This is a genomic window from Imperialibacter roseus, from assembly GCF_032999765.1.
Classification (GTDB): Bacteria; Bacteroidota; Bacteroidia; order Cytophagales; family Cyclobacteriaceae; genus Imperialibacter; species Imperialibacter roseus.
The window spans coordinates 5847593-5862866 of record NZ_CP136051.1 but is presented as its reverse complement, the minus strand read 5'-3'; the positions used below and the strand labels follow the sequence as shown (position 1 = coordinate 5862866).

The following is a 15274-nucleotide window of genomic DNA, read 5'->3' as shown; positions in this document are numbered from 1 at the left end:
CGATGAACATTAAGCCAGCTACAAGCTGGAGGTTGTTTATTGCACCAAAAAGCGGGTGTGGCATTTGTTATAGTAATCTGCACACAGAGAAACGTCATCATTTAGCTATTCAATTGATGCGTTATTTTGATAAATTGAACATGAGTGCCCGCAAAAAATGAACATTTTCGGAATTCTACATGTATGATTCCTACTAATAGCAGCCGTAAAAAGTGATTGAGCAAGGCTCATGACACCATAAGCCAGCAGAGCATGAGATTATGAATAATGACCTGTCCGCCACACATATTTATCAGAGCTTTTGCTTCCATAATCAGGTAAAATCACATTTCTACACCGGTAACGTATTTCTTAGCTACCGAAAGGATATGACGCCCGATGAGCTTATTGAGTTGGGGTATGAGATATTAGAAGAGGATGAATTTATGCCCGGGTTGACCAGCAAAATTGAGTCATTGCTAGGCAAGGGAAACTTTATCTATGACTACTGGGAGTTTGGACCCGACTGCTTTTCACTCTACTGGTGGATACGCAAAGAAGTGTATCATGAGAAGCTAACTTTGGTCCGTGAATGGGCGGAATACGAGGGAATCAGTGAATGGATGGAAATCAATGAGAAGTAAATATGACGTGTCAACCCTTCTTCTTTTCAGATCGGATTTGTTTAATCCGCTCAATAAATTGCTTATCGGAGAGGGGTTTAGCATGCTCCATCCGCTTGGCAAGTTCTTGCTCGCTCATTGGAAAAGGCGAAGAAAGGGGTTCGGATTTGGTCTGTGACATGCCAGTGAAATTACTTCAAACTATAACAAATATGAGTAAAAAATGGATCAACCGCACCAAAATTGTCTGATTTCCTCCTTTGTGGCCTTGCGAGCTTGTCTTGATATGACCCAGTCAGCAAACTCAAATACATACAAAACAGGGAGGGTGTCATCACAAAAACCGACTTTAAAAAAGATGGGATTGGGATCATTTGGTCCGGTTATTTCAAAAACCTTCGAATAGCTGTCTTCCAGGGCCTGCTCCAACCAGACAGTAGACCGAATTCCTAGCACGTGCAACTCTGGTAGTGAAAGATATGAATGATCAAATTCAATGTCCATGATTTTAAAGCTTAAAACCCGGAGGCTAAGCCTCCGGGGCTTCCAAAATAGTGCTGTTAGAAGTCTATCTCAAAAACACCAAATTTCATTTTTTTGGCAACATTGAACAGACACAAAAGTGTCAGTGAAAACAAGGCTCTTCTCATGGCTGCCTACTTCTTTTTCTTGCCTTTCTTCGTCTTTAGCGATGCCAGGTAGTCAAGACTTTGCGGCACCTGCTCAAGGGCTCTCGAAGATTCATCTTCGATGAAATAGTGTTTGATGCCAATTTCCATGGCAGCTTCCATCGCCTCGGCAATGCCAACATCGCCCTGACCGAGCACTACGTTGGTTTCAGGATCTTGGCGGCCTTGCAGGTTGTCTTTGCTGCCTGGCTTCCTGTCCTTCAAATGCAGTGAAGTAAAGCGAGTAGGGTATTTTCTCAACAACGCAGCAGGATTTTGTCCAGGGTTGCGCATCCAGAACACATCCATTTGAACGGTGACATAATCCGGGTTGGTATTGTCCATAAAATACTCGTACAAGGTGCCATTGCCTCCTTCGTAGTCAACGAACTCATAACCATGGGCATGATAGGCGAAAGTAAGGCCGTTTTCCTTCAGGGTTTTTCCCGCCGCATTGAACACCTCCACCCCTTTCTTCATCTCCTCAAGGGTCATCTTTTCCTCAGTATGGGGAATCCAGTAGCAGAGCACAAATTTGGCATTGTAAAACTTCGCATTATCGATGATTGCCTGAAGCTCATCTGGTTTTTGCAGTGCATCGAAGTTGCTACCAACTGCTACTACTTTGAGCCCGTATTTTTCGAGTAGCTTTTTATACGCCTCTTTGTCAATTCCACGTGGAGTGCCTCCTTCAAGCTCTTTGACTCCTAGCTCTTTTAACCGAGCCAACGTCTTTTCCACATCTACTTTCATGAGTTCTCTCATGCTACCCATCTGAATGCCAATTTCCTGGGCCATTATCGCCGGAGCGCCCGCCAAAAGGGCCAGCACCAGCAAGAAAATCGTTCTTTTAGAGATACGGGTTATCGTCCTGTTCATATTTTTTTATTTAGGGTGATTCTCATGTTCATATTAGCCCTAATTTAAGGAATGTACAACACGTTTTCCACTGATAATTGCACCAAACGGTCTTACCAGGAACTCCATTTGTATCAAAATGGAGTGGCATTATGTGAGAAAACCAACCAGTGAAAACTAAGTCAATGGGAATGCGCCATGATAATGGTTAAATTCCAACCTAATACATACTACATTTTATTTTTACCCTATGAGAACTACATACCGCCTATGGCTATCCGTGGCGAGCGCCCTTTTTATCATTGTTTCATCAACTTCATGTTCCGACACCGACAAGAAGTTTGATAAGACTCCTCAGCTTAGCACTCCTCAAGACACTGTTAACCTGCCTGTGGTCAGCCTTCCCGAAGGAGCTGACACCACCAATGCCTACTGGCAGGGGATAGACCTAGAGCCCAAGAAACCAGTGATACCATTGCCGGTGAATGAAGAAAAGGCCAGGTTCCTACTTCAGCCGGGCTACAGCCTTGAACCAATTTTAACAGAGCCGCAAATACAGCAACCGGGTGCCATCACTTTTGACGGCAACGGCAGAATGTATGTGCTGGAATTACGCACCTACATGCTCACAGCAGACTCTGAAGGCACGCTGGAGCCAGTAAGTGCCATTTCCCGCTGGGAAGACAAAAACAATGATGGCGTTTATGAAACGGGTGGCACATTTGTCGACAGCCTCGTTTTCCCAAGATTTGTTCTGGCCTTTGGCCCCAACAGTGTGCTGACCATGGAGTCGAACACCGACAATGTGTACATGTTCACCGACACCGACAATGACGGCAAGGCAGACAAAAAAGAGTTTTTTACAGATAATTTTGGCCGCCCCGGCAATGTAGAGCATCAGCAAGCCTTTTTGTACTGGGGCATGGACAACTGGCTGTACAGCACCGTCAACCCTTTTAGAGTCAGGTGGACTCCGAATGGAGTAATAAGGGAAGCTACAGGCTCCAACCACGCCCAGTGGGGAATTTCGCACGACGATGACGGCAAGCTCTGGTTTCAGGGCGGGTCTAACGGTTTACCTATGTCCTTTCAATTCCCAATTCATTATGGCGACTATATTGTAAAAGACGTGAACTACGCAGAGGGCTTCGATGTGCCCTGGGGAGCACCCGTAAAGATAGCCGATATGCAAGGAGGCATGGGTGCGGTGCGAATGCCCGAAGGCACGTTGAACAGAGTGACGGGTGCAGCTGGCAACGATGTGTACCGGGGCGACCGCCTGCCAAAAGAGCTCTACGGCCAATACTTCTACGGCGAACCTGTAGCAAGAATCGTCAGGCAAATCAATCCGGTAGTTAACGAAGGGCTGACGACGCTACACAACGTCTTTCAGGATCAAAAATCAGAGTTCATTCGCTCCACTGATCCTCTTTTCCGTCCGGTTGACATGACAACAGCACCTGACGGCACCATGTACATCACCGACATGTACCACGGCATTATTCAGGAGGGAGAATGGACACCAGTTGGCTCCTACCTGAGAGCGAAAATTGAGCAGTACCAACTCGACAAAGTGGTGGGCCTTGGAAGAATATGGAGGTTAAACCATCAGGATTTTCAAAGAGATAAGACAAAGCCAAAGATGTACGACCAAAAATCGTCGGAGCTTCTGGCATACCTCAGTCACCCTAATGGTTGGTGGCGAGACATGGCTCAGCAGGTGCTGGTTCAACGGCAGGATAAGTCGGTAGCTCCTGAATTAGTGAAGTTGGCAAAGACAAGTAACAATCTTTTGGCTCGTTTTCACGCTTTGTGGGTGCTTGAAGGTATCGGCGCACTCGATGCTGGTCTTGTCAGGGAAATGATGAAAGATTCCAATCCACGTATGCGCATTCAAGCCATGTGGGTGGGTGAAACGCTTTATAAGGCTGGTGACATGTCGCTTGGGGCTGACTACGTGCGTATGATGAACGATGAGGACACCATGGTGAAAATGCGTGCCATGATGACCGGGCGCCTCCTCAAAATTCCGGGAACGGAAAAAGCTGTGAAGACAGTAATGGCCGCCGATCAAACAGCCGGTGTGCAGCTGGTTGGGCAGCAGGTGCTGGAACCTGTGGTTGTCAATTCGTTCTTTGGCCGGAGCAACCCCAACTATTCGGAAAAAGAGCAGGCCTTGCTTGAAAAAGGCGCCGACATCTTCAACAGCCTGTGCTCTACTTGCCATGGCACGCTGGGTCTTGGTGCTCCGGGTGGGCGGGGCAAATTAATGGCGCCCTCTTTAGCTGCTTCAAAACGAATAAAAGGCCATCCGGACTATGTGATTAAGACCCTGCTCCATGGAATGACCGGAGACATCGAAGGTACTTCATACACGGGCGTCATGATGGCGCCAATGGGCAACAATGACGACGAGTGGATTGCTGCGGCAGCCTCGTTTATCAGGGCCAATTTTGAAAACGAATCGTCGCTGGTAACTGCCGAAGACGTGGCCAGGGTTCGGGCAAACACTACAGGACAAACTAAGTCGTACACATATCCAGAGTTGTTGGCTTCAGTTCCCAAAGTTTTAACACCAACAGACGGCTGGAAAATGACAGCCAGCCATACTGCCAACACTCGTAAGGGAAGTACAGCGTCGGCAAAGGGCGCTTTTAACTTCGAAGGCTGGACAACAGGCATTACGCAGCAGGCTGGCATGTGGTACCAGGTGCAGTTGCCTAAGCCTGCCACCATTACCGAAATCCATTTCACCTCACCTCCAATAAGCAGAGGCTGGCGGCCAGGATCACCTCCTCCTATCCATACCTATCCAAAAGAGTATGACCTGGAAGTGTCAATGGATGGCAAGCAGTGGACAAAATTGCTGGAGAATGCGAAGGGTGACAATGCTTCAATGGCTATTAGAATAGATCCGGTAGAAACCAAATTCCTGCGGATGACGCTAACTAAATCTGACTCGGTGGTTCACGGAGAATTCAGGGGCAAACCAATCGACTTTGAGGTCACCTGGACAATGCGGGAAATGAAGCTTTATGGATTCATGGAGTAGATAGTTCAGTATATCTTCCCTTTGTCCAAAAATTTTCTGAATTGATCGTTGAGGGAAGCAATTTGATTGCTTCCCTCAACTTTTGTACTGTGGCTGCAAAGGCTCCAAATAAGCGCTCTTTAACTGCGTTTTGCTACCAAAACACTTTTTTCTGATGTAACTTTGCGCCACCAAAAATTATGTGGTCTGAAGTAAAATATCTGTTCCTCAAAGAGGTCACCCTTGAATGGCGGCAAAAGTATGCTTTCAACGGCCTACTGCTATTTACTGTCAGCACCATTTTCATCATCTACCTGAGTCTGCGGGTTAAAAATCAGGCCGGACTTCCCGACCATTTGTGGAATGCCCTCTTCTGGATCATTATCCTTTTCTCCGCCATCAATGCCATTGCCAAAAGCTTTCTTCAGGAATCTCCCGGAAGACAGCTTTACTACTATATTTCAGTGCACCCGATAAGCCTGATAATGGCAAAAATGGTTTATAACAGCTTGCTGATGGTGGTGCTGGCGGTGATTGCCGTTGTAGTGTACGGAACGGTTTTGGGCTATCCGGTCATCAACACACTGATGTTTGCCTCGGTGGTAGCGCTTGCTTCCATAGGCATCTCATCGGTGCTCACGATGATGTCAGCCATTGCTTCTAAAGCCGGTAACAATACCGTGCTAATGGCCATTTTGAGTTTGCCCTTGCTCATACCCATTCTCCTGCTGTCAATTAAAGCTGTAAAGAATGCTATTGATGACCTAACTTGGGGCGACACATCAGACGAACTAATTACGCTGGCGGCCGTAGATTGCATTGGAATTGCGTTGGGCTATGTGTTGTTTCCTTTTCTCTGGAAAAGCTGATATGGATAAATTGATAAGAAAATGGTGGTGGAAAACCCTGGCAGTTGTGCTCATGCTGTATGTAGTGTGCGCAGGCCTTCTTTTTGACGTTCCCCGCCTGGTGATTCTGAATGAAACCATCAGGGTGCTACACTTTCACGTACCCATGTGGTTCGGCATGATCTTGCTTTTGCTGGCCTCGGTAGTTTACGCCATCAAAAACCTTTCTAACCCCAGCCCCAAAAACGATATCTATAGTTTGGAGTTTGCCAACGTTGGCGTTGCCTTTGGGGTGATGGGCATTGTAACTGGCATGATTTGGGCGAATTTTACCTGGGGAGAGCCCTGGAGCAACGACCCCAAGCAAAACGCTTCTGCCATCGGCATCCTGATCTATTTCGCCTATTTTATTTTGAGAGGATCCATCGAAGACGAAAACACAAAGGCAAGGATAAGTGCGGTGTATAACATATTTGCCTTTGCCATTTTAATCCCTCTTTTGTTTATCCTTCCAAGGCTTACCGACTCACTGCACCCCGGCAACGGAGGCAACCCCGGTTTCAATGCCTATGACCTGGATAGTAAACTGAGGAAGGTGTTTTACACCGCAGTTATTGGCTGGTCGCTTATAGGTTTTTGGATCGCCACCATCAGGATCAGAATGAGATTAGTTCAACATGTTACGGAGCAATAAAATGAAGCATACACTTTCCATCGCAATGCTTGCCATAGGCATGTTTTTGTCAACCAGCCTCTTGGCACAGGAAAAACATAAAATAGATGAAAACGATTATGCCAATCAATCTGTTGAAATGGCAGACGGCTTCCGGGCCGAGGGAAAAATCTATGTGGTAGTAGCAGTAATGGTGGCCCTCTTGGGAGGATTTACCTTCTACGTGGTAAGGATGGACATGAAAGTGACAGGCCTGGAGAAAAAGGTGGAGGAATTTCTGCAAGGAAAATAAGGTTTAGGTAGTTGAAATATAAAAAGAGAGTCAATGAAAAAGTCGCACATATTCGGAATCATCATCATAGCTGTGGCTGTCATGGTTATTGTTTCCACAGCAGGTGACGCAAGCACCTATGTGAGCTTTGGAGAAGCCCAGGAGCTAGCCGAAAAAGGCAACGCAAACATGATCCATGTGGTGGGAGCCCTAAAAAAAGACGAGCAGGGTCAGCCAGTTGGTATTCAAACCAGCCCCGATATGCTCTCCTTCTCCTTCATCATGGTTGATCAAAACAATCTTGAACAGGAAGTGATTTACAACCAGCCCATGCCCATGGATTTTCTCAGGTCGGAGCAGGTAGTGGTGGTGGGCTCTTACAAGAAAAATAAATTCATTGCCGACAAAATCCTGATGAAGTGCCCTTCAAAATATCAGGAGAATGAAATAAAAGTTGGAGAGGTCAGATAAGCCCGAAAAGTAGATGATACATACCTTTGTTGGTAATTTAGGTCACTTTTTAGTGATCACAGCGTTTGTTTCTGTTCTCATCAGCGCATTTTCATATTGGAAAGCCCAGCGTTCCGATGAAATTGCCAAGCCTTCCTGGCTTAGCTATGCACGCATCGCCTTTTATATCCATGGCGCTTCCGTATTTGGCATCGTTGCATCTCTCTTTTACATCATCAACAGCCACTATTTTGAGTATCACTATGCCTGGAGCCACTCCTCTGCTGAGCTTCCGGTCTACTATCAGATTGCCACATTTTGGAACGGCCAGGAAGGCTCCTTCCTGCTGTGGGCATTCTGGCATGTCATTCTTGGAGCGATCCTGATCAATACCAACAAGTTTTGGGAAGCACCCATCATGGCCGTTTTCGCTGCTGTGCAAGCCTTCCTCCTGTCAATGATCCTTGGGGTCGTTATTTTCAATGTAAAGTTTGGAAGCTCGCCGTTCATTTTGCTGCGTGAGGCAATGAATGCACCGATTTTCCAGCTCAACCCAGACTTCGTTCCCAAAGATGGCTCAGGCCTCAACCCCCTGCTTCAGAACTACTGGATGGTCATTCACCCCCCAACTTTGTTCCTCGGGTTTGCCACCACTATTATCCCATTTGTGTATTGCATGGCTGGGCTTTGGATAGGAAAATACAAAGAATGGGTCAGGCCGGCACTGCCGTGGGCACTGTTTTCGGCAGTCACACTTGGCATTGGCATATTGATGGGCGCCTACTGGGCTTACGAAACGCTAAATTTTGGAGGCTACTGGAACTGGGATCCCGTGGAAAACGCCATCTACGTGCCATGGTTGGTGCTGGTGGCAGCCATCCACACCATGATCACTTTCAAGAAAAGTAACAACGCACTGAAGGCATCCATGGTGCTGTCCATTGCTACGTTCATCTTAGTACTTTATGCTACATTCCTTACCCGTTCCGGCATACTTGGAGACTCGTCTGTCCATTCCTTTACTGATCTCGGGCTTTCCGGCCAGCTCCTTGTCTATCTTCTAACATTTACAGTGCTATCTGTTTGGCTTTTGGCCAAAACCTGGAGCAAGATCCCCACCTCCGAAGAGGAAGTTTCCACCTACTCCAGAGAGTTTTGGATTTTCATGGGTGCCGCCACGCTTTGTGTGATGGCCTTTCAAGTGATAATACCTACTTCCATCCCTGTATGGAATGCCATTGTTGAGCTGTTTGGCGGCATCTCCAATGTAGCACCCCCGGCAGATCAGGTCGCTTTCTACAGCAAGTGGCAAATCTGGCTGGCAGTTATCCTGGCCCTGCTCTCAGGAACAGGGCAGTTTTTCTGGTGGAAAAAAGTAGACAAACAAAAGCTGAAAGAATCTCTCTTTTATCCCGCAGTTATTTCTTTGCTGGCTTCCGGAATAATTATTGTCGTGGCTAAAGTCACCGAGCCAGCCTACATTCTTTTGCTTACCGCAGGCATCTATTCCATCGTTGCTAATGGAAAAATTCTTTTTTCGTTGCTGAAAACGAGCCCCAAACTGGCAGGTGGAGCCGTGGCACACATTGGCATCGCCATGATGCTGGTGGGTGTCCTTTTTTCTTCTGGCTACTCCAGGATCATTTCCCTCAACAACACCGGAATGATTTGGAATAAGGACTTTCCGGAGGAAATGAACACAAAGAATCTCCTGCTGTTTCAGCATGAAACCGTGCAAATGGGGGACTATTCTCTAAATTATAAAGGCCTCCGAAAAGAAATAGATGGCTTTCCTGGCTATGTAAGTACCAGCGCTATTGAGGCCTTTGGAGATCAGCGCAAAGTGGTCGCCAGAAAAGACATTGAATGGAATGGGAAGAAATATTTTTCCGAAGGAGATACACTGGTTCTTGACAACCCTGAAAACAGTTTCTTCGAAATTGAATATTCGAAAAGCGACGGCAAGAAATTTACCCTATACCCCAGGTTCCAAATCAACGAGTCGATGGGGATGCAGGTCTATTCTCCGGATATCAAAAGGACTCTTACCTCCGATTTATATACCCACGTAAGAACCTTTCCGGATCCTGAATCAGAGACAGAATGGGGCGAAATGGAAGAAGTGACGGTAAAGGTCGGCGAAACTTTCTTTGTGAACGACTTCGTTGCCAGGGTGCAGGGCATTGAAAGAATAACGGAAATTCCGCAAGTGACATTGGGGCTGGAAGACGTGGCAATCAAGGCGAGAATTGTTATTAGTGGAGCCGATGAAGACTATATTGTGGAGCCTATTTACCTGATCAAAGACAGAATGATCGGTCTGATACCTGAGGAGGTGAAGGATGTCGCTTCAAAAATCACTTTCCTAAACGTCCATCCTGAAAGCAATAGCTTCACTTTTGGTATCAACACCACACAAAAAGAGTGGGTCATTCTGGAGGCTGTTGTTAAGCCTTATATCAACGTCCTTTGGACAGGCACCCTAATTATGGTACTTGGTTTTGCCATGGCCATTCGCAGGCGCTACGTCGAGTTTATCAAAATGAGAGACAAGGGTCAGGAGGAATAAGCCACTCAAGTAAAGTCGTTTAACAATCAAGTCAATTTTACTACCTTCATAGGTGAACAATCAATCGACCTATGAAGGCATCCAGAAGATCATTTTTCAGGCAAATGAGTGCCGCTGCCGGTGCTTTGTCTTTGTCAGGTATGGCGGCAAAAGCTGCCTCTTTCGAGGTGGCAGATGGCTTGAAGTCGCTGCAATCCCTTGACCCTATTACGGCAGCAGAAGACGAGCTTTCCTGGGCAGCAGTACGCCAGGCATACACCGTATCCCCCTCCATCATCAATCTCAACAATGGTGGTGTAAGCCCCCAGCCCAAAGTGGTGCAGGAAGCCAACGACCGCTATTATCACCTCAGCAACGAAGCGCCGTCTTACTATATGTGGGGAATCCTTGACCAGGGTCGTGAGCCTCTACGTGAAAAACTGGCAAATTTAGCAGGGTGTAGCCCTGACGAAATAGCCATCAACCGGAATGCCACCGAAGCCCTGGATACGGTCATCTACGGCATGGATCTGAAAAAAGGCGATGAGGTGATTCTTACCAGGCAGGACTATCCCAACATGATCAATGCCTGGAAGCAGCGGGAAATGAGGGACGGTATCAAGCTAGTCTGGCTCAACCTGGACATGCCCACGGAAAATGCTGACTACGTAGTAAAGGCTTTCACAGATGCTGTGACCCCTAAAACCAAAGTCTTTCACATCACTCACATGATCAACTGGAACGGGCAGATCATGCCTGTGAAGAGGCTTTGTGAAGAAGCGAAAAAAAGAAACATCTTCTCACTAGTGGACGGTGCGCACACATTTGCCCATATGGACTTCAAAGTACCCGATTTTGGCTGCGATGCCTACGGCACCAGCCTCCACAAATGGCTTTGTGCTCCATTTGGCACCGGCATGCTTTACCTGAGAAAAGAGCGCATCACTGAAATCTGGCCTATTTTCACTAACGATAACCCCAGGGGTGATAATATTAGCAAGTTCGAGTCCCTTGGCACCCGCTCCTTTGCTCCAGAGCAGGCCATTGGTCAGGCCATCGATTTTCACAATGCCATAGGCCCAAAAAGAAAAGAAGAAAGGTTGCGGCACCTCAAAAATTATTGGTGCGAAAAGGTAAAAGACCACCCGAAAGTCAAACTCAACATTTCTCTCAAACCCGACTTTAGCTGCGCCCTTGGAAACTTCGCCATTGAGGGCAAGGAGCCTGGGGAAATCGCTACCCGGTTGTTCAATGACTACAAAATCCACGTGGTGGGTATTGTGTGGGAAAACATCAAAGGAGTAAGAGTAACGCCACACGTGTATACACTTACCAGTGAATTAGATAAATTAGCTGCCGCAATACACAAAATAGCGGACAGTTAATGGCAGAACGGTTTTCCTTCAGAGTAGCTCTTATCGGTTCGGGCAGGCTGGGCACGCAACTGGCAATGGCCCTGGAAAAAGGCGGTCACCGGATTGCCGAAATTTTCAACCCTTCTCAGAAATCAGCGGAGAAGCTGGCCTACAACCTCTATTCAAGTCAGCTGGTCAATAGCCTCGATTTCTCTGACAGCGACTGCAATTTCTTCATTATTGCCGTGCCCGACGAAGCCATAGAACAGGTGGCCACAGAAATTGTGCTGCCCGACGAGGCCATCATAGTCCACACGTCCGGAGCCACTCCCATGAGCATACTGGAAGTGACTGCCGCTGAAAACTTCGGCGTGTTGTGGCCGCTTCAGAGCTTTAGCCATGGTGCAGCCATCAGCTTTTCGCAGCTTCCGGTGATTATTGAAGGCTCGAACGACTACACCCTGGAAATTCTGAATCGTGTGGTGGCGTCCATAGGGGCAGAGCCGGTGTTCATGGAGGAGGAAGAAAGGAAGAACCTGCATGTAGCAGCAGTGTTTGCCAGCAACTTTACCAACTTTATGCTGAGGTCGGCCGAGCGGGTGCTGGAAAAAGACGACATTTCTCTGGATATACTGAAACCTCTTGTAGTAGAAACCATTCGCAAAGCTTTTGAAATCGGGCCTGAAAATGCTCAAACCGGCCCGGCGGCAAGAGAAGATTTTACCACTATCGATGCTCAGACCTTACTTCTAGCCGATAACGAATCGCTGCAAAGAATGTACCGCATGATTTCTCAGGAAATCATCGACAGCAAATATGAGTCGGACGTGTAGTTTGAAATCCAGCGGTTCTGCACTTTCTTTGAACCTTAATTGGAGAAAATGGCAAAGTCGTCCCGGCCCAGGAATTTCTCATTCACCGGTCTTTTCAGGCTGACAAGGTTTCCTAACCTGCTTATTATTGCCCTCACTCAATACATGACGGCCCTCTTTCTTACGACCTCCACACACGGTTTATGGGCCATTTTCACCCACCCAGGCCTGTTTTGGCTCACCAGCTCCACACTCATGCTTGCGGCGGCTGGCTACATCATCAACGACTACTACGACGTAAAAATCGATTACATCAACAAGCCCGAGCGGGTGATCGTAGGCAGAATTCTAAAGCGCAGAATTGCCATGATCTGGCAGCTGGGGCTTAACCTGGCAGGCATACTCATCGGCTTTTTTCTTTCTCCCTGGATCGGGCTCATCCACTGTTTCTCTGCGTTCACATTGTGGCTCTATTCTAACCAGCTCAAGCGACTTCCCTTTGTTGGCAACTTTAGCATTGCCCTGCTTACGGGCGTGTCGGTTCTCGTAGTAGCGGTTCTCTTTGGAGAAAAAAACTGGCTGATTTTCACCTATGCTTACTTTGCCTTTGGCATTACGCTGGTAAGAGAAATCATCAAAGACATGGAAGACCTGAAAGGTGACGAAACATTCGGCTGCAAGACGCTTCCCATTGTGTGGGGCATTCGCAAAACAAAGCAATTCGTTTTCCTCCTCCTTATCGTCTTCGTTGCAAGTATATTCTACTTCGTTTTCAAGGCAGAAAACGAAGTGCTCAATACCTACTTCATGGTGATGATTATTCCGGCCGCTCTCTTTATCCTATATTTCTTACGAGCCGATACCAAAGACAAATTTGCCAACCTGAGTACCTTTTGTAAGCTGTTTATACTGAGTGGTATCATCAGTATGGCTTTCTTTGCAGCGAATTAAAAATTATGAAAAAGAACCTGGCCATATTTGCCTCCGGAAGTGGAACAAACGCAGAAAACATTGTCAACCACTTCAAAGGCAACAGCGACGTAGCTGTTAAGCTCATCCTTTCAAACAAAAAGGATGCGGGAGTACTTCAACGAGCCAAAAAACTGGGAATTCCTTCTCATGTTTTTTCGAGACCTGACTTTTACGAAAACAACAATGTGCTGGAAGTACTGAAAGCTCACAGCGTTGACTGGGTGGTTCTAGCCGGATTCCTTTGGCTTATTCCTGGCAATCTCATCAAAGCTTTCCCTGACAAAATCATCAACATACACCCGGCACTGCTGCCCAAGTTTGGTGGCAAAGGCATGTATGGCGACAGAGTTCACCAGGCCGTAATTCAGGCAGGTGAAAAGGACAGCGGCATTACTATCCATTTGGTGAATGAAAAATATGATGAAGGCAAAATCCTTTTCCAGGCATCATGCGACATAGAAAAGGACGAAACGCCGCAAAGCCTGGCTGCCAAAATTCATCAGCTTGAATACGCCTATTTTCCTCAAGTAATACACGATCAGGTGGTTCAGTAAAAAACACAGGGTTTTTTTCAAGCCAACAATGCCTCACGCAGGCAAATTTTATTAGCTTTGCACCTTAATTTTCCTAGCCGTAAATGAGTCAAAAAAAAATCACTTCTGCTTTAATATCAGTTTATTACAAGGATGGCCTTGAGCCAATTATCCGTCAACTTCACTCGCTGGGTGTAAAGTTATACTCCACCGGAGGCACCCAATCATTCATTGAAAAGCTCGGCATAAAAGTTACACCAGTTGAGTCGCTCACAGCCTACCCCTCTATCTTCGGGGGCAGGGTAAAAACGCTCCATCCAAAAATATTTGGCGGCATTCTCTACCGCCGAGGCAACTATTCTGATATTGAAGAGGCCGGGAAATTTGAAATTCCATCCATCGATTTGGTCATTGTTGACCTGTATCCATTTGAAGAAACAGTGGCAGCAGGCGGAACCTCAGAGGAAATCATAGAAAAAATTGATATTGGAGGCATTTCGCTCATCAGGGCGGCGGCCAAAAACTTCCACGACGTTACCATAGTGGCTTCGAGAGACCTCTATCCAAACTTAAGCGCCCTGCTTGAAGAGAAGAAGGGTGAGACCTCCGAAGCTGACAGAAAGAAATTTGCGGCCCATGCCTTCAGAATAAGCTCGGGTTATGATACGGCCATATTCAACTACTTCAATCAGGACGACGAAATTCCATCGTTGCGTATAGCGGAAGACGAAGCCACTACCCTGAGATATGGCGAAAACCCTCACCAAAAGGGCGTTTTCTATGGCGACATGGCCAAAATGTTTGATCAGCTCAACGGCAAAGAGCTTTCATACAACAACCTCGTGGACATTGATGCAGCTGTTTCCCTTGTGGAAGAATTCCCGAAAGAGACGGCCTTTATTATCATCAAGCATACCAATGCTTGTGGCGTGGCTGTCGCTTCGACTGTGAAAGAGGCCTATCTGAAAGCATTTGAAGCCGACACTGTTTCTGCCTTTGGCGGCGTGCTGGCAACCAATAAAAAAATTGACCTGGAAACGGCAGAGGAACTAAACAAGCTGTTTTTTGAGGTGCTGATTGCTCCCGCCTTTGATGAGGCTGCATTAGAGCTGCTTAAATCAAAGAAGAACAGAATCATCATGAAGCAAAAGGCTGGCATCGACACAACCAAGCAGGCGAAAACCATTTTGAATGGCGTGCTTGTGCAGGATCGTGACCTGCATACCGATGGCAAAAAGGATCTTAAGGTGGTGACAAAGGCCGAGCCCACCGGTGAGCAAATAGATGCGTTGCTGTTTGCCAGCAAGCTTGCCAAGCACACCAAATCCAATACTATTGTGCTCGCCAAAGGCAACCAACTATTGGCGAGTGGTGTTGGACAAACATCCAGAGTTGACTCACTTAATCAGGCCATTGAAAAGGCCAAAAGTTTTGGCTTTGACCTAAAGGGTGCAGTTATGGCGTCTGATGCTTTTTTTCCTTTTCCCGACTGTGTAGAGATTGCGGACAAGGCAGGCATTGTGTCGGTTATTCAGCCAGGTGGTTCTATCAAAGACCAGGCGTCGATCGATTATTGCGACCAACATGGTCTGTCTATGGTGTTTACCGGGTATCGCCATTTCAAACATTGATTAATATTAAAACACAACGAGA

General features: G+C 46.9%; 14 protein-coding genes. 12 read left to right on the top strand and 2 right to left on the bottom strand.

The genetic code is table 11. From position 1 onward, the window contains the following. Positions 1 to 260 precede the first annotated feature (260 nt). Positions 261 to 623 (top strand): hypothetical protein, encoded by a 363-nt coding sequence (locus tag RT717_RS24625; RefSeq protein ID WP_317488991.1) that lies wholly within the window; start codon positions 261 to 263, stop codon positions 621 to 623. A gap of 207 nt (positions 624 to 830) precedes the next feature. On the opposite strand, the gene RT717_RS24620 is transcribed toward RT717_RS24625, so the two are convergent. Both RT717_RS24620 and RT717_RS24615 read right to left on the bottom strand, forming a co-directional pair. Then, a complete protein-coding gene (locus RT717_RS24620) occupies positions 831 to 1106 on the bottom strand; it encodes a hypothetical protein (RefSeq protein WP_317488990.1) in 276 nt (91 codons plus the stop codon). Between the two features lie 152 nt (positions 1107 to 1258). Next, the gene (locus tag RT717_RS24615) at positions 1259 to 2149 is read right to left on the bottom strand and encodes a sugar phosphate isomerase/epimerase family protein (protein ID WP_317488989.1); all 891 of its coding nucleotides are present in this window, start codon (positions 2147 to 2149) and stop codon (positions 1259 to 1261) included. A 229-nt stretch (positions 2150 to 2378) separates the two neighbouring features. Here RT717_RS24615 and RT717_RS24610 point away from each other — a divergent pair, with 229 nt between their 5' ends. The 11 genes from RT717_RS24610 (at position 2379) to purH (ending at position 15252) form a co-directional block, all read left to right on the top strand. Continuing rightward, positions 2379 to 5180, top strand: coding sequence for a DUF7133 domain-containing protein (locus RT717_RS24610; protein WP_317488988.1), 2802 nt, complete (start codon positions 2379 to 2381; stop codon positions 5178 to 5180). Between the two features lie 179 nt (positions 5181 to 5359). Continuing rightward, the gene (locus tag RT717_RS24605) at positions 5360 to 6028 is read left to right on the top strand and encodes a heme exporter protein CcmB (RefSeq protein WP_317488987.1); all 669 of its coding nucleotides are present in this window, start codon (positions 5360 to 5362) and stop codon (positions 6026 to 6028) included. 1 nt (position 6029) lies between these two features. Next, positions 6030 to 6701, top strand: a complete 672-nt coding sequence (ccsA, locus tag RT717_RS24600) for a cytochrome c biogenesis protein CcsA (protein ID WP_317488986.1) — start codon at positions 6030 to 6032, stop codon at positions 6699 to 6701. Position 6702: 1 nt separating this feature from the next. Then, positions 6703 to 6972, top strand: a complete 270-nt coding sequence (locus RT717_RS24595; protein WP_317488985.1) for a CcmD family protein — start codon at positions 6703 to 6705, stop codon at positions 6970 to 6972. Positions 6973 to 7005: 33 nt separating this feature from the next. Further along, positions 7006 to 7422 (top strand): cytochrome c maturation protein CcmE domain-containing protein, encoded by a 417-nt coding sequence (locus RT717_RS24590; protein WP_317488984.1) that lies wholly within the window; start codon positions 7006 to 7008, stop codon positions 7420 to 7422. Positions 7423 to 7435: 13 nt separating this feature from the next. Then, entirely contained in the window at positions 7436 to 9970 is a 2535-nt protein-coding gene (locus RT717_RS24585; RefSeq protein WP_317488983.1) for a heme lyase CcmF/NrfE family subunit, read from the top strand. Positions 9971 to 10041: 71 nt separating this feature from the next. Beyond that, positions 10042 to 11334, top strand: coding sequence for an aminotransferase class V-fold PLP-dependent enzyme (locus RT717_RS24580; protein ID WP_317488982.1), 1293 nt, complete (start codon positions 10042 to 10044; stop codon positions 11332 to 11334). Then, positions 11334 to 12137, top strand: coding sequence for a Rossmann-like and DUF2520 domain-containing protein (locus RT717_RS24575; protein ID WP_317488981.1), 804 nt, complete (start codon positions 11334 to 11336; stop codon positions 12135 to 12137). Before RT717_RS24580 ends, RT717_RS24575 begins: the two co-directional genes overlap by 1 nt. A 48-nt stretch (positions 12138 to 12185) precedes the next feature. After that, positions 12186 to 13067 carry a geranylgeranylglycerol-phosphate geranylgeranyltransferase gene (locus RT717_RS24570; RefSeq protein ID WP_317488980.1) on the top strand — a complete coding sequence of 294 codons (882 nt, stop codon included), beginning with the start codon at positions 12186 to 12188 and terminating at the stop codon, positions 13065 to 13067. A 5-nt stretch (positions 13068 to 13072) separates the two neighbouring features. Next, positions 13073 to 13642 carry a phosphoribosylglycinamide formyltransferase gene (purN, locus tag RT717_RS24565; RefSeq protein ID WP_317488979.1) on the top strand — a complete coding sequence of 190 codons (570 nt, stop codon included), beginning with the start codon at positions 13073 to 13075 and terminating at the stop codon, positions 13640 to 13642. Between the two features lie 83 nt (positions 13643 to 13725). Next, on the top strand, positions 13726 to 15252 hold the full coding sequence (purH, locus tag RT717_RS24560; RefSeq protein WP_317488978.1) for a bifunctional phosphoribosylaminoimidazolecarboxamide formyltransferase/IMP cyclohydrolase: 1527 nt from the start codon (positions 13726 to 13728) through the stop codon (positions 15250 to 15252). The last annotated feature ends 22 nt before the right edge of the window (positions 15253 to 15274 follow it).

Excerpts from the sequence above, each read along its gene's own strand:
- purH (WP_317488978.1), top strand. The coding sequence starts at position 13,726 with ATGAGTCAAAAAAAAATCACTTCTGCTTTAATATCAGTTTATTACAAG.
- RT717_RS24580 (WP_317488982.1), top strand. The coding sequence starts at position 10,042 with ATGAAGGCATCCAGAAGATCATTTTTCAGGCAAATGAGTGCCGCTGCC.
- RT717_RS24585 (WP_317488983.1), top strand. The coding sequence starts at position 7,436 with ATGATACATACCTTTGTTGGTAATTTAGGTCACTTTTTAGTGATCACA.
- RT717_RS24605 (WP_317488987.1), top strand. The coding sequence starts at position 5,360 with ATGTGGTCTGAAGTAAAATATCTGTTCCTCAAAGAGGTCACCCTTGAA.
- RT717_RS24625 (WP_317488991.1), top strand. The coding sequence starts at position 261 with ATGAATAATGACCTGTCCGCCACACATATTTATCAGAGCTTTTGCTTC.
- purN (WP_317488979.1), top strand. The coding sequence starts at position 13,073 with ATGAAAAAGAACCTGGCCATATTTGCCTCCGGAAGTGGAACAAACGCA.
- RT717_RS24575 (WP_317488981.1), top strand. The coding sequence starts at position 11,334 with ATGGCAGAACGGTTTTCCTTCAGAGTAGCTCTTATCGGTTCGGGCAGG.
- RT717_RS24570 (WP_317488980.1), top strand. The coding sequence starts at position 12,186 with ATGGCAAAGTCGTCCCGGCCCAGGAATTTCTCATTCACCGGTCTTTTC.
- RT717_RS24610 (WP_317488988.1), top strand. The coding sequence starts at position 2,379 with ATGAGAACTACATACCGCCTATGGCTATCCGTGGCGAGCGCCCTTTTT.
- RT717_RS24620 (WP_317488990.1), bottom strand. The coding sequence starts at position 1,106 with ATGGACATTGAATTTGATCATTCATATCTTTCACTACCAGAGTTGCAC.
- ccsA (WP_317488986.1), top strand. The coding sequence starts at position 6,030 with ATGGATAAATTGATAAGAAAATGGTGGTGGAAAACCCTGGCAGTTGTG.
- RT717_RS24615 (WP_317488989.1), bottom strand. The coding sequence starts at position 2,149 with ATGAACAGGACGATAACCCGTATCTCTAAAAGAACGATTTTCTTGCTG.
- RT717_RS24590 (WP_317488984.1), top strand. The coding sequence starts at position 7,006 with ATGAAAAAGTCGCACATATTCGGAATCATCATCATAGCTGTGGCTGTC.
- RT717_RS24595 (WP_317488985.1), top strand. The coding sequence starts at position 6,703 with ATGAAGCATACACTTTCCATCGCAATGCTTGCCATAGGCATGTTTTTG.